The following is an 18,425-nucleotide window of genomic DNA, read 5'->3' as shown; positions in this document are numbered from 1 at the left end:
TCTGGATCTCCTCAAGGTGTGCGGGTTCAGCGGGGTGGCAGGACAGTCAGCAGACGGCTCGCCACGGGCGGCGGAGGGGCTCCGTCCTCGCCGGGCATGGTGCGCAGCAGATGGGTGAGGCGCTGGTGTTCGGGGCCGGACTCGGCCAGCGCGGGCAGCAGTGCCGCGAGTGCCCATTCGCAGTCGGTGTCGTGCTCCGCCGTCAGCACCCAGTGGCGCAGGACCTTGAGTGCGTCCTGGGTGTGCGCGAGGTCTCCGAGGGCGGCCCGCCACAGTCCGGCGATGTGCTCGGCGGCCGGATCGTGGCCGTGCGTGGCCTGCGCATACCAGTGCAGGATCAGCGGTCGTCCGTACGGTTCGTCCTGCTCGGTTCTGGCGCAGGCGCCGGTGAACCCGCTGACCGCCAGATTGAAGACGGCCCGGTCGTCGCGGAGCTTCCTGCTCAACTCGGAGAGGACCTCGTCACCGGTCGGAGAGAGGATCAACAGCTGTACGGACTGGGCGAGTTCGGCGGCGAGCCGTTCGTCGGGCTCGACCTCGTCGCTCTGCCGCCGGGCCGCTGCGCGCAGCGCGAGGAGCGTCTCGACCGGGCGCTCCGGGCCGATCAGGCCGTGTGCGCGGATCGCGACCCAGCGCAGCCGTGGATCGTCGCTGATGCACCAGGAGTCGATGACACGCGGCACGTTCGACGTCCCGACCAAGTGGGCGAGCGCGAGTGCGTTGACGGCGACGAGGCGGTGCCGGTACAGCTGCGAGGTGGCCCATCCTTCGATGACCAGAGCCATCGCGGACGGCAGATCGGTGTAGGCGAGCACCGCGACGGTGGCGGCAGCTCGCGTGCGTACCAGCGGACGGCCGTCACCCGCGAGCTTCCGCAGCCACCCGACCAGCGCGGGGCGGGCCGACGGATGCCCGGTCCATACCTCGCGCAGCAGTACCAGCGCGGCGCGGTCGTCCCGGAAAGCGGCCTTGAGCTGGGTCACCGGACCCCACTCGGTGTGCTCCTCCTCCTCGTACCGCTTGGCCCGGGCCAGCTGTAGGCGCTTGCCGATGTGTGTGCCGAAGACCGGGACTGTGGGCGGCAGTCCGGGGTTCTCGGTCTTCTGCAGGAAGCCGTAGAGGAGGTCGCTCAGCTCTGCGGTGAGCGCGTAGGGGCCGCCGTCGAAGGCGGCCAGTGCGACCAGGAACGCCTTGTCGCGCAGGTGCAGCGAGGCCTCGTTCTCCTCGAACCACTCCTGGACCTGGTTCTCCAGCGAGGCCAGTGAGAACCGCTCGATATTCCGTTCCTCCGCTTGCCCGTGCGCGAACCGCGCGAGCTCTGCGGCGTACGCGGCGGCCTCCCGTAACTGATGGTCCCGGTCCAGGAATTCGGTCACGGCCGGCAGATCGAGCAGCTTCTGTACGTCTTCGGGGCCGACCAGCGCGGCGAGGTGTGCGCGGAGTACCGCGCCGGGCGACGGCGACTGCCAGACGGCGGCCGGAATGCCCTCCAGCGCGGCCGTCGGGCCCACGGTGACGACCAGGTACGCGTCCTTCTCGGTGAGCCGCTCGCGCACGGCGAGGAGGTCGGCCTCGCGCAGCGGCCGGCGGCGGTCGGTGATCAGGTCGCAGAGGACCTGCCCGCCGTCGCCCACCCACTGGGCGAGCGCGCCGGGCTCGGTGGCCCGGTCCAGTGCGCGCACAGGCGTGGCGCCCAGATGGTGCAGCAGCATCAGGGCCGCCGTCCGCCGTCCGGCGAAGTGCGGTCCGGACAGGACGAGGACGCGCTCGGTGCGTAATCGCTCGATCAGCGCGGTGAACGGGGCCTCGTCGGCGACGAAGCGCGCGGCCAGCCGCTCCAGCGTGGCCTGCGGCAGCTCGCCGGAAGAGTGTGTGGTGCCGCCGAGTTGGTAGAAGATCTCGGTCTTGCTGCCCATGATCACGTCACCGGCGATCCGGCCCGCGCTGACACCGTGGTTGTCGCGGCCCGTCAGCCCGCCGCCGAACCGGGTGCCGACGTCGAACTTCATGCTCCGCGGAGTGTGGTCCTCCAGGTCGCGCCGGGCCGACCAGGCGCTCTGGGGCTGGTCCTGCTCCTCGGCGGCCGACTCCTTGCTGTCGGCGTCCTCGGCGGCCGGCTGCTCGGGCTTGTCGTCCGTGGACGGCGCCGGCTGCTGCGCCTGCGGGTCGGCGGTTTTTGGGCTCATCCGCGCTCACCCCGGCCACCGGTACCGCCGAAGTTGATGTCGCCGTTGACCGTTCCGGCGGAGACGCCGTGGTTGTCGCCGACGACGAGGCCGCCGCCGAACCGCGCGCCGGTGCCCTGGGGGCCGGACGGCGGACGGGACGCGGCCGGCCGGCCGGCCGTGGTCCCGGCGCCGGACTTCCCCTCCCCTTTCCGCTCCGGCACTGGGACGTCGTCCCCCGCTTCATGGTGGTCCTGCCGGGGCCCGGTCGGAACGGGGCCGTGAAGCCATGCCTTCAGCACTCCGTTCTTGCTGGGCACCGAGATGGCAGTGAACTCCTCGGCAGGTACGCCGAGATGGTTGTGGCGCACGATTCCGGCATACACGTTCTCCGACACGCAGAGGGCGAATGCGTCCGTCCGCTCGCGCAGCGCGGCCCGCAGCAGGGACGCGTCCAACAGCCGGCAGGCGTGATTGAGGTCGGAGCCGACCCAGCCGTTGAGTTCGTCGACCGCCACGTAACCCGCCGCGACGACCGCGCGCAGCCGCATCTGTGCCGAGCTGGACGCCATCCGGTTCACTGCCCGCAGCTGGGCCGGTACGTCGGTGAGCAGCGTGCGCAGCAGCGTGGGCACCGAGGCGTCCGCGTCGATGAGCTCCATGACCGAGTCGCCGCGGTCCGCCCGCTGCCGCCTGGTCTCGTCGATGCCGGCGGCGAGCATGGTGCGGTCGGCCACGTCGTACAGCATCCGGCGCAGATACGACTGCTCGACGTCGTCCCGGTCGCTGAACTTTTCGATGTCGAGCAGCAGGATGGTGCGGCTCACTGGATGGGTCATGGGTCGCCTCTCGTGGGATGCCGTGCTGTGAGGAGTGTGGTGGCGGCGTGGCACGGGCAGTGAGGACGGATGACGCACTCGGAGTGTGACCGTGTGCACAGAGTCGCCCTCGGGGACGGCGAGGTCACCCGGAGTCACCGTTGGAGGTCAGAGGCCCGACCCGCCCTGAGGCCGCCCGGAGTCACCGCCGGAGGTCAGAGACCGGACCCGCCTCTGTGATCCGGCCCCGGCTCCGCCCCAGGGCCAGGAGCAGGACGGGGCTCCGGCTCCGGCCGCTCCTCTCGGGCAATCCGGCGCAGGATGTCCGGTCGCCTGATGAGCAGCGCCCGCCGCCCCGTGCTCACCGCGCCCCTCTCCCTCAACTCCTTGAGCAGCCGCTGCACCATCTCGCGCGAAGCGCCCACCGATCCCGCGAGCTCCTGCTTGCTCAGCGGTACAGCGAGCTCGATGCCCTCATCGGTGCGCCTGCCGTGGGTGCGGGCCAGGTCGAGCAGGAGGGCGGCGAAGCGCTCGCGCACGCTCATCGACGCGAACTCCAGCCGGCGCCGGTCGGCGGCGCGCGTACGGTCGGAGGTGAGCCCGAGCAGGGCGAACGAGACGCCGGTGGAGCTGGACAGGAACTCCTTGAACAGTTCCCGTGGCACGGCCACGGCCCGGACCGGCTCCAGCGCTGTCACCGTGGCGGAGCGGGGCCTGCCGGTCAGTGCGGCGGACTCACCGATGATGTCGCCGGGGCCGCGCAGGGCGAGTAGCGCCTCGTAGCCGTTGGCGGCCGAGGCGGTGACCTTGGTCCAGCCGTGGACGATGAAGAGGACGTACGAGGAGGGTTCGTTCTGGTGCAGAAGCTCGATACGGGGCGCGAACCGTAGCTCGCGGCCGAGGCCGAGAAGTCTGGACCGGTCGTCGTGTTCAAGCCGAGCCAGAAAGGGCACCCGGTCCTCCAGGCCCCCGTCGCCCGGTACGTACGCGCCGCTCATGGGCTCCCCCGATCGCCGAGACGGACCGATCAAGCTACGACAAGTGCGGGTCGGCTGGTTGTAAACGGAAAGAATTGGTGGCGGGCGGGAGAACGACCGGGGGACATGCCGGGCGTGTCGGGGCCTCCAGCATTTGTTTTGACCGGAGTCGATGAGGTAGGTACGCTCAGACCTTGTGCCTGGGGTGTGCCTGGGCTCGTGTGCGTGTCCTCAACCGCATGGCGAGTCCGTCAGTGGCCACCGCAATCTGCGCTCCTTCTGCCTTGCGGCAGGAGCCTGCAGCATTCGACACACCCGACCGCGTGGGTCGGTGACGTTTCAGGTTAGTTTCACGAACGGCACACAGAAACCGGAGAAGTAGTGCCTACGATCCAGCAGCTGGTCCGGAAGGGCCGGCAGGACAAGGTCGAGAAGAACAAGACGCCCGCACTCGAGGGTTCGCCCCAGCGCCGCGGCGTCTGCACGCGTGTGTTCACGACCACCCCGAAGAAGCCGAACTCGGCACTCCGTAAGGTCGCGCGTGTGCGTCTGACCTCCGGTATCGAGGTCACGGCCTACATCCCGGGTGAGGGACACAACCTGCAGGAGCACTCCATTGTGCTCGTGCGTGGTGGCCGTGTGAAGGACCTGCCGGGTGTTCGTTACAAGATCATCCGCGGCTCCCTTGACACCCAGGGTGTCAAGAACCGCAAGCAGGCCCGCAGCCGCTACGGCGCCAAGAAGGAGAAGTAAGAATGCCTCGTAAGGGCCCCGCCCCGAAGCGCCCGGTCATCATCGACCCGGTCTACGGTTCTCCTCTTGTCACCTCGCTGATCAACAAGATCCTGCTCAACGGCAAGCGTTCCACTGCCGAGCGGATCGTGTACGGCGCCATGGAAGGCCTCCGCGAGAAGACCGGCAACGACCCGGTCATCACGCTGAAGCGCGCGCTTGAGAACGTCAAGCCCTCGCTCGAGGTCAAGTCCCGCCGTGTCGGTGGCGCCACCTACCAGGTGCCGATCGAGGTCAAGCCCGGTCGCGCCTCCACCCTCGCGCTGCGCTGGCTCGTGGGTTACTCCCGCGCCCGCCGCGAGAAGACCATGACCGAGCGCCTCATGAACGAGCTGCTCGACGCCTCCAACGGTCTTGGCGCTGCCGTCAAGAAGCGCGAGGACACCCACAAGATGGCCGAGTCCAACAAGGCCTTCGCGCACTACCGCTGGTAGTCGCTACCCACATCGAGACCGAGAGAAGATTGAGCCTTATGGCCACCACTTCGCTTGACCTGGCCAAGGTCCGCAACATCGGGATCATGGCCCACATCGACGCGGGCAAGACGACCACCACTGAGCGGATCCTGTTCTACACCGGCGTTTCGTACAAGATCGGTGAAGTCCACGACGGCGCTGCCACGATGGACTGGATGGAGCAGGAGCAGGAGCGCGGCATCACGATCACGTCTGCCGCGACGACCTGTCACTGGCCGCTCAATGATGTTGACCACACCATCAACATCATCGACACCCCGGGTCACGTCGACTTCACCGTCGAGGTGGAGCGTTCGCTCCGCGTCCTCGACGGCGCCGTCACCGTGTTCGACGGTGTGGCGGGCGTCGAGCCGCAGTCCGAGACCGTCTGGCGTCAGGCGGACCGCTACGGCGTGCCGCGTATCTGCTTCGTCAACAAGCTCGACCGTACCGGCGCCGACTTCCTCCGTTGTGTCGACATGATCGTCCAGCGCCTTGGTGCTGTCCCGATCGTCATGCAGCTCCCCATCGGTGCGGAGGCCGACTTCCGCGGCGTCGTCGACCTCGTGACGATGAAGGCCTTCGTGTACCCCGAAGAGGCCGCCAAGGGCGAGATGTACGACACCGTCGAGATCCCGGACAACCTCAAGGAGGCCGCCGAGGAATGGCGCGGCAAGCTCCTCGAGGCCGTCTCGGAGAACGACGACGCCATGATGGAGCTGTACCTGGAGGGCGAGGAGCCCACCCACGAGCAGCTGCACGAGGCGATCCGTCGGATCACCCTCGCATCGAAGGGCAGCGCCGACTCCGTCACCGTCACCCCGGTGTTCTGTGGCACGGCGTTCAAGAACAAGGGTGTCCAGCCCCTGCTCGACGCGGTCGTCCGCTACCTGCCTTCCCCCCTGGACGTCGAGGCCATCGAGGGCCACGACGTCAAGGACCCCGAGGTTGTCATCAAGCGCAAGCCCTCGGACGACGAGCCGTTCTCCGGCCTGGCGTTCAAGATCGCGAGCGACCCGCACCTCGGCAAGCTCACCTTCGTCCGGATCTACTCCGGTCGCCTCGAGGCCGGCACCGCGGTGCTGAACTCGGTCAAGGGCAAGAAGGAGCGCATCGGCAAGATCTACCGCATGCACGCGAACAAGCGTGAGGAGATCGCGTCGGTGGGTGCCGGTGACATCATCGCCGTCATGGGCCTGAAGCAGACCACCACCGGCGAGACGCTGTGTGACGACAAGAACCCGGTCATCCTGGAGTCCATGGACTTCCCGGCGCCGGTCATTCAGGTCGCCATCGAGCCCAAGTCCAAGGGTGACCAGGAGAAGCTGGGTGTCGCCATCCAGCGCCTCTCCGAGGAGGACCCGTCCTTCCAGGTGCACTCCGACGAGGAGACCGGCCAGACCATCATCGGTGGTATGGGCGAGCTTCACCTCGAGGTGCTCGTCGACCGCATGAAGCGCGAGTTCCGCGTCGAGGCGAACGTCGGCAAGCCGCAGGTCGCGTACCGCGAGACGATCCGCAAGGCCGTCGAGCGCATCGACTACACGCACAAGAAGCAGACTGGTGGTACCGGCCAGTTCGCGAAGGTGCAGATCGCCCTTGAGCCCCTCGAGGGTGGCGACGCGTCCTACGAGTTCGTCAACAAGGTCACCGGTGGCCGCATCCCCCGTGAGTACATCCCCTCGGTGGACGCGGGTGCTCAGGAAGCCATGCAGTTCGGCATCCTGGCCGGTTACGAGATGGTCGGCGTCCGCGTCACCCTTCTCGACGGTGGCTACCACGAGGTCGACTCCTCCGAGCTCGCCTTCAAGATCGCCGGTTCGCAGGCGTTCAAGGAGGGTGCCCGCAAGGCGTCCCCCGTGCTCCTTGAGCCGATGATGGCCGTCGAGGTCACCACGCCCGAGGACTACATGGGTGACGTCATCGGCGACCTCAACTCCCGCCGTGGCCAGATCCAGGCCATGGAGGAGCGCAGCGGCGCTCGCGTCGTGAAGGGCCTCGTGCCCCTCTCGGAGATGTTCGGCTACGTCGGAGACCTCCGCAGCAAGACCTCGGGTCGCGCAAGCTACTCGATGCAGTTCGACTCCTACGCCGAGGTTCCGCGGAACGTCGCCGAGGAGATCATCGCGAAGGCCAAGGGCGAGTAACTCTCCCGAGCTCACGCTTTAGGCTTGTCACCGGAGCCTGGTGGGGCATTCGTCGCAAAGCGCAAGCAATGCGGTGCATGCCCCCCGGCCCCGGCATCCCAGCAAAGATCACCTGGCGCCGATGAAGCAAGGCGTACAGAACCACTCCACAGGAGGACCCAGTGGCGAAGGCGAAGTTCGAGCGGACTAAGCCGCACGTCAACATCGGCACCATCGGTCACATTGACCACGGTAAGACGACCCTCACGGCCGCCATTACCAAGGTGCTGCACGACGCGTACCCGGACCTGAACGAGGCCTCGGCCTTCGACCAGATCGACAAGGCTCCCGAGGAGCGCCAGCGCGGTATCACGATCTCGATCGCGCACGTCGAGTACCAGACGGAGTCGCGTCACTACGCGCACGTCGACTGCCCGGGTCACGCCGACTACATCAAGAACATGATCACGGGTGCGGCGCAGATGGACGGCGCCATCCTCGTGGTTGCCGCCACCGACGGCCCGATGCCGCAGACCAAGGAGCACGTGCTCCTGGCCCGCCAGGTCGGCGTTCCGTACATCGTCGTCGCCCTGAACAAGGCCGACATGGTGGACGACGAGGAGATCCTGGAGCTCGTCGAGCTCGAGGTCCGTGAGCTCCTCTCCGAGTACGAGTTCCCGGGCGACGACCTGCCGGTCGTCAAGGTCTCGGCGCTCAAGGCGCTCGAGGGCGACAAGGAGTGGGGCCAGACCGTCCTCGACCTGATGAAGGCCGTCGACGAGTCGATCCCGCAGCCCGAGCGCGACGTCGACAAGCCGTTCCTGATGCCGATCGAGGACGTCTTCACGATCACCGGTCGTGGCACCGTCGTCACCGGTCGTATCGAGCGTGGTGTCCTGAAGGTCAACGAGACCGTCGACATCGTCGGTATCAAGCAGGAGAAGACCACCACCACGGTCACCGGCATCGAGATGTTCCGCAAGCTGCTCGACGAGGGCCAGGCCGGTGAGAACGTCGGTCTGCTCCTCCGTGGCATCAAGCGCGAGGACGTCGAGCGCGGCCAGGTCATCATCAAGCCCGGTTCGGTCACGCCGCACACCGAGTTCGAGGCCCAGGCCTACATCCTGTCGAAGGACGAGGGTGGCCGTCACACCCCCTTCTTCAACAACTACCGCCCGCAGTTCTACTTCCGTACCACGGACGTGACGGGCGTGGTGACCCTTCCCGAGGGCACCGAGATGGTCATGCCGGGTGACAACACCGTCATGACGGTCAACCTCATCCAGCCTGTCGCCATGGAAGAGGGCCTGAAGTTCGCCATCCGTGAGGGTGGCCGGACCGTGGGCGCCGGCCAGGTCACCAAGATCGTCAAGTAATTACCTGACTGTCTGACCTGGTTGCTCCGCACAGAGCACCAAGAAGGGCCCCGGCCCGCCGCGTAAGCGGTGGACCGGGGCCCTTCGGTATGTGACGACATCGCGCAGGCTCCGAGTTGGTGGCCGGCGGCGCCCGCTTCCCCGGCTGCCCGCAGATGGCCCGGCCGGTCGAGTACGGTCAGGACGAGCATGCGGCATGACGGCAGTCGTTCGGCGAGTTGACGTGCTGTGGCGATGCCGTCCTGGCCGGGCATGGCGACATCCAGCACGGCCACGTCGGGCCGGGCGGCCGGCGCGGACCTCGTCGCCGCGGGTGGCCTGGGTCACACCTCGCGCCCGCACGGATGCCAGCCCCTCCCGTACGACCGCCATGTCCTCGGCGATCAGCGCCTTGAGCATGACGGTGGCAGCCGCTGCCTCGGGCAGGTGCCCACCTGTGTCGTCAGGCCTGCTGGGGGCGCCAGAGCCACGGGCGGGCGTCGACCCCCAGTGCCACCACCGTCGGCCGCCCGGCCGTTCCGATGTGCAGCGCGGGGCGGTCCAGCGCCACCGGGCCGCGCTCCCGCACGGAGAGCTTTCCGGCGGTACGGACCTGGATCAGGCCCTTCTCGGTGCGGCCGAGCAGTACCGGGCCGTGCGGAGACCCGGCGGCGGTGACCGGTCCGTACCCGTCGAAGCCGGTCCGGTCCTCGATGGTCCGCCCGTACCCTTCGATGCCGGTCTCGCCCGCCGTCTCCCCGGTCCGTACGGTCGTCACCGCGGCCTTCGCCGCCGCCCGGTAGAACAGATCGGTGGACCCGTCCGATGCCGCCAGCGCACCCGGACCGTCACCCGGCACCGGCACCCCGCTGATCTGGGTGCGCGCCGTCAGTGCGTCCCCGGGCGCGTCCTGCGTCCAGTGATGCACCGCGAAACGGCCCGCCGCGAAGACATGGACACACCCCGCGTCGTCCACCACGGCGGACAGCCCGTCCTGGATCTCGCCCCCGCCCATGTCCCGCCATCCGCTCCACCGGCCGGACGTGTCCCGTACCCGCGTACTGAGGCCCTTCTCCGCGTTCCGCACGAAGAGATGGACCTGCCCGTCGGGGGCGGCGACCGCGACGGGCACGCCGATCCGGCGCCCGTTGTCATGGCTCCGCTCCGGGTTTCCCAGCCCCTGCCAGGCCCGGAAGCCGCCGCCGGGGGAACGCTGCTCCAGCGCGACGATCTCACGTTCGTTGTCGGCGCCGTGCCCGCTGAGAGCGGCGAACCGGAGCCCGAAGAGCAACTGCCGTCCGTCCGGCAGCGTCGCGCTGCCCAGAATCGGGGCGAGCGGGCCGCCGCCGAGGTCGTCCGGCGCGTCCCACACCCCGCTGCCCGGGGCGCTCTCGCGCCAGCGCACCGCCCGCAGCCCCAGCACCCCGTAGGCGACGAGCCGGCCGTCCGGGCCGGTGGCGACGGCCGGCCGGGGGCCGGGGTAGCGGTAGTGGGTGGACCGTACCCAGCCCTTCCGGTTGGTCAGCGGCCGGTTGCCGCCGACACCGTAGTCACCGCAGCCGGCGGGGTTGCCGCAGTCCCAGTCGGCCGAACCGCCGTAGGGCACCAGGCGCGATGCCTTCTCCGCGAGCACGGCGGGCGGCAGATTCTTCGGCCAGTGCCGGTTGTAGTACCCGCGGAACGCCGTGGTGGCGAAGCTCGGCACCTTCCCACCGCCCTGGGTGGCCCGCGCCACCCACCGGATCAGAGCGGTCCAGGTGAACAACGCGGTCGCGGTGTGGTCGGGATGGTCGGAGTAGCCCTGCTGCTCACTGTCCCGGCGGCGGACGGCCTCGCTGCTGTGCTGGATGTCGGGATCCGGGTCCATGGTGTGCACGATGCTGGGCCGGTACCGGTCGAACAGCCCGACCAGGACGTCGATCAGTCCGTCGTACGTGTACGAGCCCACCTGCTGCAGCGGTGAGTTGTCGGCGACGACCGTGGGCAGGACGAGCCGCCGGTCCCGCCAGAGACTGGGCAGGCCGAGACGGCCATACGTGGTGTGCATAGCGGTGTTGATGAAGATCAGCTCGACCTTGCGGCCGTCGTGCGAAAGGCTGTTGATCTCGGCCCGGTGGTTGCCGTCGAGGTCGATGACGGACTTCTGCCACTTCGTGAACCGGCCGAGTCCGAGCAGCGTCGCGTACGCCTGGCGGAGCCCCTGGTGACGGGAAGAGGAGTACGCGGCCTTGTCGGGGACGGGCAGCGGCTGGCCGGGCATGCGATTGATGCCGGTGGCCTCGCCGCCGGTCAGATAGACGCAGACCAGTGGTGTCCCGGCGGCGAAGGCCTGCTGGGTGTCCGGGTTCATGAAGTACAGGTCGTCGTCCGGGTGGGCGAGGATCTGCATCATCAGGGCCGGGTGCGAGGTGCTGATCGGCAGGCCGGGCGTCGGGTCCGCGGCGGTATCCCGACGGCGGGGAGGCGCAGGCGCCGTGCATGCGCTGAGGGCGGCCAGGCCGGGCACACCGGCCGCCGCCTTCAGCAGAGCGCGCCGAGGTACTCCCGCATGGGATGCGCGCAACGCAGGTCGATCCGTCACACCGTGCTCCGTCCACTTCCCCCGCAGCGGGCGGCTGGGCGGCCCTGTGCTGCGTGCCGATTCGTGCAGGTGGCGGCGGGGGGCGAGCCGCTGCTGCGGGGGGATAGACGGAGATTGCCGGGGGTGGGTTGCCTGGGTTTCTACGGGTGCGGGCCCAAGAACCCGGACGGCTCAACGCGCGGGGGCGCGCACCATGAACACGTCGATCGGGTCCTGCCGTTCCTCGGTGAACCCGTGCCGTTCGTAGAGAGCCCGGGCGGCGCTGCCCTCCAGCACGTCCAGGCGGACGGTCACGCCTTCGTCATCGGCCCGGGTGAGCAGCGACCGCAGCACGGCGGTGCCGATGCCGCGCCCCCATGGCCTCATCGCCTACGCACTCGGCACGGAAGCGGCGTGGGCTGGCCCGGTGCGGGACCGGTGGTGGGCGGCTCTGAGCGCGGTGGGGGTCGCTTCGTTCGTGGGCCGGTTGTACGAGACGGTGCGGGTGACGATCCGGCCCGGTCCTCCGGAGTCGAGGGTGAGGGCCGTCGCCGCCCTGCGGCGTTGTACCGAGGCGCCGAACAGGGGTTCTACCCCTCCGTGGCCGCCGGTGTTCAGCGAACCGGCCGCCCAGCTGCGGCTCCCGTGCGGGTGAGCTCCGCTCCGGACAGCCCGCGCAGCAACTCCCCGCCGATCTCGGCCAGCCGGGCCGCGTCGGGCGGGGTGCGGCCGAGGCCGATCGCGTACTGGACGTGGGACGCGTCGGTGCCGCACGGGCGGGGCCAGGCGTGGGCGTCCGGGGAGCCCGCTTCCGCGAGGGCGGCGAGCAGGGCCAGGAGCCGGCCCCGGAAGCGGCCCTCGTCCGCGCCCTGTCGTACGGAGACGATCGCCCAGGCGGCGTGGCGCAGGTGCAGGGGCGGTGGGGCGCAGAGCAGGGCGTGCGGTACCGGGTCGGAGTCGGCGGCGGACTCCAGGATCTCCCAGGCGCGGAAGAGTTCCTCGGCGATGAGGTCGCGGCCTGTGGGGGAGACCTGCGAGGTGCAGGAACGCACGGGGGCGGTCGGGGTGAGCACGGTGAGGGGGAACGGGCCGGGCTTTTCGCCGACCGTCCCCACGGTGTGGGGGTGGGAACCGGGCTTCTGGGACCCGACTGCCCCCACAAGGGGGACGGCGCCGGGCTCCTCCCACCCGACCGCCCGCTCCCAGTCCCACGCCGCCCAGGTCGCGAAGAAGTGCCGCAGCAACGGCACGGGCGGCAGGTCACCGGCGTCGTGGGCGGTGTGGGCCGCCAGCACGGACCAGGCAAGGCCGGGCAGCCCGCCGCACGGGGCGGAATCCAGACCGCGCGCCCCGGCCCACGCCTTCACCTCGCGGGCGAGGCGGGTGAACGCCGCCCGGTGCGGGCCCGTTGCCGCGAGCACGGCGTCCGCGTCGCTCACCGCGCTCAGGGCCGTGGCCGCCGCCTCGCCCAGTTCGGTGCGGCGGGGGACCGCCTCGGCCGACGGGAGGTCGCCGGTCGCGACGGTCACCAGGTCCACCTGGAGCCCATGGAGACCGAAGCGCAGGCCGGGCACGCGCGCCCCGGTCACCTCGCGGAGGCCCACCGCCTCGGGGAGGGCCGCGGCCAGCCGTTCCCGTAGCGCCGTGGGATCGACGGTGCCGGGCAGCGCCGCGACCAGGTCCACATCGGCGCCGTACAGCGCACAGCACATCCGCCGCGAGCCGACCGGATGGACGATGCCCTCGGGCAGGGCGTCGGTCACCCGGCGGACGATGTCCGCCGCATCGGTCGCGGTGGGCCGGGTGGCCGCCGGGACGGCGCGCGCGAGCCACGGGACCTGTCCGGGTTCCGTCGCGCTGGGACGGGAGGCCGCCGGGGCATCGAACCACGAGACCTGTCCAAAACCGGACGCGCCGATCGGTACCGCGCTGCCGGTGAAGCGCACCCGTACCCCGAAGTGGTCCGAGACGTACAGCCCGTCCGGCGACGCCGTGTCGCCCAGCAGCACCGCCGACACCGGCCGCAGCCGCTCCGACCGGACCAGGACCCGGTCCAGCCGGGACACCCGCCCCGTCAGGGAGGAGACGGCGGCCAGCGGATTGACGGACGGATCGAAGGTCGGCGTCCGGTCGTCCGAGCCGTGCACCTGACTCCAGGCGTCCGCCATCGCCAGCCGGTCCTGCGGGGTGTCGCCCCCGTCGTTGAAGTCCCCGACCAGCAGCACATCACCCTCGACAGCGGCCAGCCCCACCGCCAGATCGGCCAGTTCGGCATCGCGCCGAGCGGCGCCGTCCGCCGAGTGGTCGCTGCTGAGATGCGTGACCGCAACCGTGACCGGCCCTTCGGCGGTCTCCACGACCACGGCGGCGACCGCCTTGTGCGGGCCGAGGACATGCAGGCCCGCCTCCCGGACCGGGAGCCTGCTGAGCAGCAGCAGACCGCAGTCGGCGACATCCCGGCCGGCCGGGTCGGCCCAGAGGGTGTAGCTCTCGCGGACCCAGGGCGTGGACAACAGCAGGCCGAGCAGGGCGGGTTCGGCCTCCTGGAGGGCGATGACGTCCGCGTCCGCCGAGCGGAGGGCGTCCAGAAGCAGCGGACGGCGCCGGGCGGTGTCGATGCGGTCGCTGTCGTAGCGGTCCCAGAGGGTGTTCCAGGTCAGCAGCGTCAGGGAGCCCCGATGTGCAGGCGCCGGCGGGTTCTCGGGTGCGGGGGTCCAGGCGGCCTCCGGTACGGAGTACGCGTGCGGCGTACGGGAGGTGAAGTACGGGGACGGCAGCCGGCGCGGGGTGCGTACCCGTCCGGCGTCCGTCGCGTCGATCCGGTCCACGCCCGAGGACCGGCTCCACACCACCTCGCCGTCCGCCTCGAAGAACAGCACCCGGTGCCAGGGAATGTCCCCGCCGGGTGTGAACCGGGGCAGCGGCACCCGCTTGGGCTCCCGCCCGCGCTGCGCCACGCCCAGCACGAAGCGCGCCGGGTCGAACCGGGAGTCCCAGCGGACCCGGTGATAGATCTCGTCGCTGGTACGCATCTACGCCCTGTCCTCCACGGTCCCGCTCGCGCCGATGTACCAGGTGCGGTGCGCCTGGCCGGGGTACGGGGGTACGAACCGGTGCAGTTGCGAGGTCAGCACCTGAGGGGGCACCGGGTGGCTGCGGCGGTCGTTGCGGCGGATCAGCTCCGCCTCGTCGACCAGCGCCACGGCGTGGGTGAGCAGCGCGTCCCTGCGCCGGGCGACCGCGTGCACCAGGGAGCGCTGGTGCGCGTTGAGCGAGGTGGCGTCCCAGACGACCGTGCCACCCGTTGCGAGCGCGGTGTCCAGCCGGTCGAGCCCCTCGCGCAGCACCTCCCCGTTGGCCCTCTGGTCGGCGCGTGATCCCCGGGCCAGCCGCAGATCGTCGAGCGAGAGGTACGTGTCCACGCCGGGCAGAGCGCGCGCGAAGGTGCTCTTGCCGCTGCCGGAGGGGCCGACCAGATGGACCAGGCGCGGGAAGTCCCCGCCCCGCCACCGCCAGGTCGCGGCGACCGCCTCCTCGGCGGTGGTGACCCGGCCCAGGGCGTACGCCTCCCGGGCCTGCGCCCAGCAGCGGGAGGCGGCCGTCGGCTCCAGATCCGCGAACGCCTCGCGCAGCCCGTCCGGTTCCCGTACGTCCTCCGCGTGCAGCGCCGACCACTCCACCTGTTCACGGGTCCCGTCGGTGTCCGCCACGGCGGCGGCCAGCGCGTGCAGCAGCGGCAGATCGGCGGCGAACGACATCCGGACCAGGCCGGTCCGGCGCTCCTCGTCCGGGTACGGGCGGTGCAGTGCGGGGTGCAGTCCGACGAGATCCGCGATGCGCCGGGCCAATGGCATCCCCAGCGTCCTGGCCAGCGCGGGCGCCAGCTCCGTACGCCGTCCGCGGTGCATCAGCGCGGCCAGTACGCCGGTCAGCCGGTCGTCGCCCGTCCGGCCCAATGCGTCGAGGGAATCGCCCATCGCCACGGCAGCCCCGGCGTTCCCCGATGCCGCACCCGTCGCGTCGGCCAGTGCCGCCGCGTCGACCGGTGCCCCCGACCGTACGGCCCACAGGGCGGCGGCCGGGCCGAGCCCGTTCTCCACTACGGAGGCGTGCATCCAGTGCGTATCGGTCTGTACGTGGCCGGGCCGCACCCACTTCGCCACCAGGCGCCCGAAGTCCGGTGCGTCGAAGCCGTCGGCGGGCCGTACGACGTACCCCTCCTGCCGTGCCGTGTCCGGCTTCAACGCCCGCAGGGCCTTCTCGGCGCGCGCGTCGAACACCCCGCGCCACAGCACCGGCGGCACCGGAATCCCCAGCTCGCGCAGGAACACCACCGTCCGGTCCCAGCCCAGGCAGTGCTCCCCGTCCCAGACGGAGAAGCCGTAGAAGAAGCTCTCCAGGCCGTCGTACGGGATCGAATGGCGCGCGAACATGTTCTCGCCGCACACCCGCCACCCGTCGGGTATCCGGGCTCCGATCCTGCCCTGGAGTGCCTTCACCCACCCACGCGAGGGATGGTGGGCGGAATCGAGGGAGCGGGCGTGGAGTCCATCGGCGTAGAGCGTGGTGTTCTCGCCGTCCAGCTTCTCGGTGACGACGACCTCGCGGCCGGCCAGCGCGCAGAGGTCCGCGATCCGTACATCGTCCGAGGTGGCCCCCGGGGACCAGGGCAGATGGGCCGTGCGTGGATAGTGCGTACGCATGATGCATGCCCCTGGTGACGACGGTGAGCCCGGCCGGTCACTGTAGGGGCGGGGGCGAACGGCGTTCGACCGAATTACGATGTGCGATGCCCGTACGGCCCCCAGGGCTCCCGCTGCGCGCCCGCGTTTGACCGAGCGACCACGAGGGGTAAGATCCTCCACCCGATTGGCCAGGCTCACGCCCCGTATGGCACACTGGCCAGGTTGCTCGGTTGAGTGTCAATGCTGCGCGCCTCCCGCCGGGAGGACCGGAAGCGAGTCCCACAGTACTCGTCGACCCTTTACGGGTCGGAAGTACGGGAATCTTCCGGGAAGCGTCAGTGGGGCACAGGCCAGGCACCCGGTGGGTGTTCCGCCCCCGGTCTCGCGGTCCTCGGGCCCGCACCCCCTTGGTTGGGAAATCCTTCGGGAGATCTGCGTAGAGGGGATGCGACACGCCCGACCGCGTGGGTCGGAGACGGAGTCCTTAGAACCCCCGGGTTCCAGAGCGTTATGAGAGACAGGACTACTAGTAGCCATGGCGGGACAGAAGATCCGCATCCGGCTCAAGGCCTACGACCACGAGGTCATCGACTCCTCGGCGAAGAAGATCGTCGAGACGGTGACCCGCACTGGTGCGTCGGTCGCGGGCCCGGTGCCGCTGCCCACTGAGAAGAACGTGTACTGCGTCATCAAGTCGCCGCACAAGTACAAGGACTCGCGCGAGCACTTCGAGATGCGCACGCACAAGCGCCTCATCGACATCCTCGACCCCACGCCGAAGACGGTTGACTCGCTGATGCGTCTCGACCTGCCGGCGGGCGTCGACATCGAGATCAAGCTCTGAGGTGACGCGCGAGATGGCTAAGAACATTAAGGGCGTCCTGGGCGAGAAGCTCGGCATGACCCAGGTCTGGGACGAGAACAACCGGGTCGTCCCGGTGACCGTCGTCAAGGCCGGGCCCTGCGTCGTCACCCAGGTTCGCACCAACGACAACGACGGCTACGAGGCAGTCCAGATCGCCTTCGGCGAGATCGACCCCCGCAAGGTGAACAAGCCCCTCAAGGGTCACTTCGCCAAGGCCGACGTGACCCCGCGCCGCCACCTGGTGGAGCTCCGCACCCCTGACGCCAGCGAGTACACGCTGGGCCAGGAGGTCACTGCCGAGGTGTTCGAGTCCGGCGTCAAGGTTGACGTCACGGGCAAGAGCAAGGGCAAGGGCTTCGCCGGTGTGATGAAGCGTCACAACTTCAAGGGTGGCAAGGCGTCCCACGGTGCCCACCGTGTGCACCGCATGCCCGGCTCCATCGGTGGCTGTGCCACCCCCGGCCGTGTCTTCAAGGGCATGCGCATGGCGGGTCGCATGGGCAACGAGCGTGTCACCACCCAGAACCTGACCATCCACGCGGTTGACGCGGAGAAGGGTCTGCTCCTCATCAAGGGCGCAGTTCCCGGTCCGAACGGCGGCCTCGTCCTGGTCCGTACCGCGGCCAAGGGGGCTTGAGGTAATGAGCACCATTGAGATCCTTTCGCCGGCAGGCGACAAGGCCGGTACCGTCGAGCTCCCCGCGGAGATCTTCGACGCGAAGACCAGCGTTCCGCTGATCCACCAGGTCGTTGTCGCGCAGCTGGCAGCTGCCCGTCAGGGCACGCACAAGACCAAGACCCGCGGCGAAGTCCGTGGCGGTGGCCGCAAGCCGTACCGCCAGAAGGGCACCGGCCGCGCGCGCCAGGGTTCGACCCGTGCGCCGCAGTTCGTCGGCGGTGGCGTCGTCCACGGCCCGCAGCCGCGTGACTACTCGCAGCGGACCCCGAAGAAGATGAAGGCCGCCGCCCTGCGCGGTGCCCTCTCGGACCGGGCCCGTCACTCCCGCATCCACGTCGTCACCGGCGTGGTCGAGGGTGCCGTCTCCACCAAGGCCGCCAAGACGCTGTTCGGCAAGATCTCGGAGCGCAAGAACCTGCTCCTGGTCGTCGACCGCGCCGACGAGGCCGCGTGGCTGTCCGCCCGCAACCTGCCCCAGGTGCACATCCTGGAGCCGGGCCAGCTGAACACGTACGACGTGATCGTCTCTGACGACGTGGTCTTCACCCAGGCCGCCCTCGAGTCCTTCGTGTCTGGCCCCCAGACCGCTGAGACCGAAGGGAGCGACGCCTGATGAGCGAGGCGACCGTTACCAGCAAGACCTACTCGGACCCGCGCGACGTTCTCGTCAAGCCGGTCGTTTCCGAGAAGAGCTACGCGCTGCTCGACGAGAACAAGTACACGTTCATCGTCGCGCCCGGCTCCAACAAGACCCAGATCAAGCAGGCCGTGGAAGCGGTCTTCTCGGTCAAGGTCACCGGGGTCAACACGATCAACCGGCAGGGTAAGCGCAAGCGCACCAAGACCGGTTTCGGCAAGCGCGCTGACACCAAGCGCGCCATCGTGACCCTCGCCGAGGGCGACCGTATCGACATCTTCGGCGGTCCGACCGCCTAAGGGCGGTCTGGA

14 protein-coding genes and 2 pseudogenes are annotated in these 18,425 nt (G+C 69.8%); 8 read left to right on the top strand and 8 right to left on the bottom strand.

Translation table 11 applies throughout. The annotated features are described in order from the left end of the window. Positions 1–26: 26 nt before the first annotated feature. The 3 genes from ABTZ94_RS08970 to ABTZ94_RS08960 form a co-directional block, all read right to left on the bottom strand. Positions 27–2,186, bottom strand: coding sequence for a hypothetical protein (locus ABTZ94_RS08970; RefSeq protein ID WP_351198962.1), 2,160 nt, complete (start codon positions 2,184–2,186; stop codon positions 27–29). Then, positions 2,183–3,004 carry a hypothetical protein gene (locus ABTZ94_RS08965; RefSeq protein WP_351198960.1) on the bottom strand — a complete coding sequence of 274 codons (822 nt, stop codon included), beginning with the start codon at positions 3,002–3,004 and terminating at the stop codon, positions 2,183–2,185. Before ABTZ94_RS08965 ends, ABTZ94_RS08970 begins: the two co-directional genes overlap by 4 nt. A 194-nt stretch (positions 3,005–3,198) precedes the next feature. Then, complete coding sequence (locus ABTZ94_RS08960) at positions 3,199–3,981, bottom strand: Crp/Fnr family transcriptional regulator (protein ID WP_351198958.1); 783 nt, start codon at positions 3,979–3,981, stop codon at positions 3,199–3,201. Positions 3,982–4,341: 360 nt separating this feature from the next. Here ABTZ94_RS08960 and rpsL point away from each other — a divergent pair, with 360 nt between their 5' ends. The 4 genes from rpsL to tuf all read left to right on the top strand — a co-directional run bounded on the left by rpsL (position 4,342) and on the right by tuf (position 8,709). Then, a complete protein-coding gene (gene rpsL, locus ABTZ94_RS08955) occupies positions 4,342–4,713 on the top strand; it encodes a 30S ribosomal protein S12 (RefSeq protein WP_003948652.1) in 372 nt (123 codons plus the stop codon). A 2-nt stretch (positions 4,714–4,715) separates the two neighbouring features. After that, the gene (rpsG, locus tag ABTZ94_RS08950; RefSeq protein WP_093897234.1) at positions 4,716–5,186 is read left to right on the top strand and encodes a 30S ribosomal protein S7; all 471 of its coding nucleotides are present in this window, start codon (positions 4,716–4,718) and stop codon (positions 5,184–5,186) included. Positions 5,187–5,224: 38 nt separating this feature from the next. Next, positions 5,225–7,354, top strand: coding sequence for an elongation factor G (gene fusA, locus ABTZ94_RS08945; RefSeq protein WP_351198956.1), 2,130 nt, complete (start codon positions 5,225–5,227; stop codon positions 7,352–7,354). Between the two features lie 161 nt (positions 7,355–7,515). Then, positions 7,516–8,709 (top strand): elongation factor Tu, encoded by a 1,194-nt coding sequence (gene tuf, locus ABTZ94_RS08940; protein WP_351198954.1) that lies wholly within the window; start codon positions 7,516–7,518, stop codon positions 8,707–8,709. 182 nt (positions 8,710–8,891) lie between these two features. Here tuf and ABTZ94_RS37785 read toward each other — a convergent pair. From ABTZ94_RS37785 to ABTZ94_RS08915, 5 genes and pseudogenes are all read right to left on the bottom strand, one after another. Next, positions 8,892–8,963 (bottom strand): annotated as a pseudogene (locus ABTZ94_RS37785) (DNA-binding response regulator); the annotation flags it as partial. Between the two features lie 188 nt (positions 8,964–9,151). Further along, positions 9,152–11,269: a PIG-L family deacetylase gene (locus tag ABTZ94_RS08930; protein ID WP_351198952.1), complete on the bottom strand. Its 2,118-nt coding sequence runs from the start codon at positions 11,267–11,269 to the stop codon at positions 9,152–9,154. Between the two features lie 171 nt (positions 11,270–11,440). Then, positions 11,441–11,623 (bottom strand): annotated as a pseudogene (locus ABTZ94_RS08925) (GNAT family N-acetyltransferase); the annotation flags it as partial. Between the two features lie 239 nt (positions 11,624–11,862). Next, positions 11,863–14,280, bottom strand: coding sequence for a poly(A) polymerase (locus ABTZ94_RS08920; RefSeq protein ID WP_351198950.1), 2,418 nt, complete (start codon positions 14,278–14,280; stop codon positions 11,863–11,865). After that, positions 14,281–15,951, bottom strand: a complete 1,671-nt coding sequence (locus tag ABTZ94_RS08915; RefSeq protein WP_351198948.1) for an RNA ligase family protein — start codon at positions 15,949–15,951, stop codon at positions 14,281–14,283. It lies immediately after the preceding gene. Positions 15,952–16,468: 517 nt separating this feature from the next. Between ABTZ94_RS08915 and rpsJ the strand changes: the two genes are divergently transcribed. From rpsJ to rplW, 4 genes are read left to right on the top strand one after another with little or no spacing between them, the layout of a single operon-like run. Further along, complete coding sequence (gene rpsJ, locus ABTZ94_RS08910; RefSeq protein ID WP_003948644.1) at positions 16,469–16,777, top strand: 30S ribosomal protein S10; 309 nt, start codon at positions 16,469–16,471, stop codon at positions 16,775–16,777. A gap of 13 nt (positions 16,778–16,790) precedes the next feature. After that, positions 16,791–17,435, top strand: a complete 645-nt coding sequence (rplC, locus tag ABTZ94_RS08905) for a 50S ribosomal protein L3 (RefSeq protein WP_072485542.1) — start codon at positions 16,791–16,793, stop codon at positions 17,433–17,435. A 4-nt stretch (positions 17,436–17,439) separates the two neighbouring features. Continuing rightward, on the top strand, positions 17,440–18,090 hold the full coding sequence (rplD, locus tag ABTZ94_RS08900) for a 50S ribosomal protein L4 (protein ID WP_351198946.1): 651 nt from the start codon (positions 17,440–17,442) through the stop codon (positions 18,088–18,090). Continuing rightward, on the top strand, positions 18,090–18,413 hold the full coding sequence (gene rplW / locus ABTZ94_RS08895) for a 50S ribosomal protein L23 (RefSeq protein WP_093897250.1): 324 nt from the start codon (positions 18,090–18,092) through the stop codon (positions 18,411–18,413). Before rplD ends, rplW begins: the two co-directional genes overlap by 1 nt. The last annotated feature ends 12 nt before the right edge of the window (positions 18,414–18,425 follow it).

Source organism: Streptomyces sp. NPDC002785 (assembly GCF_040295565.1).
GTDB lineage: Bacteria > Actinomycetota > Actinomycetes > Streptomycetales > Streptomycetaceae > Streptomyces.
Note: the sequence above shows the minus strand (reverse complement) of the source record. Positions and strands in the feature narration are given on the sequence as shown.

Bases quoted from the DNA above. Each gene is read 5' to 3' on its own strand.
- ABTZ94_RS08970 (WP_351198962.1), bottom strand. From the start codon at position 2,186: ATGAGCCCAAAAACCGCCGACCCGCAGGCGCAGCAGCCGGCGCCGTCC.
- ABTZ94_RS08965 (WP_351198960.1), bottom strand. From the start codon at position 3,004: ATGACCCATCCAGTGAGCCGCACCATCCTGCTGCTCGACATCGAAAAG.
- ABTZ94_RS08960 (WP_351198958.1), bottom strand. From the start codon at position 3,981: ATGAGCGGCGCGTACGTACCGGGCGACGGGGGCCTGGAGGACCGGGTG.
- rpsG (WP_093897234.1), top strand. From the start codon at position 4,716: ATGCCTCGTAAGGGCCCCGCCCCGAAGCGCCCGGTCATCATCGACCCG.
- fusA (WP_351198956.1), top strand. From the start codon at position 5,225: ATGGCCACCACTTCGCTTGACCTGGCCAAGGTCCGCAACATCGGGATC.
- ABTZ94_RS08920 (WP_351198950.1), bottom strand. From the start codon at position 14,280: ATGCGTACCAGCGACGAGATCTATCACCGGGTCCGCTGGGACTCCCGG.
- ABTZ94_RS08915 (WP_351198948.1), bottom strand. From the start codon at position 15,951: ATGCGTACGCACTATCCACGCACGGCCCATCTGCCCTGGTCCCCGGGG.
- rpsJ (WP_003948644.1), top strand. From the start codon at position 16,469: ATGGCGGGACAGAAGATCCGCATCCGGCTCAAGGCCTACGACCACGAG.
- rplC (WP_072485542.1), top strand. From the start codon at position 16,791: ATGGCTAAGAACATTAAGGGCGTCCTGGGCGAGAAGCTCGGCATGACC.
- rplD (WP_351198946.1), top strand. From the start codon at position 17,440: ATGAGCACCATTGAGATCCTTTCGCCGGCAGGCGACAAGGCCGGTACC.
- rplW (WP_093897250.1), top strand. From the start codon at position 18,090: ATGAGCGAGGCGACCGTTACCAGCAAGACCTACTCGGACCCGCGCGAC.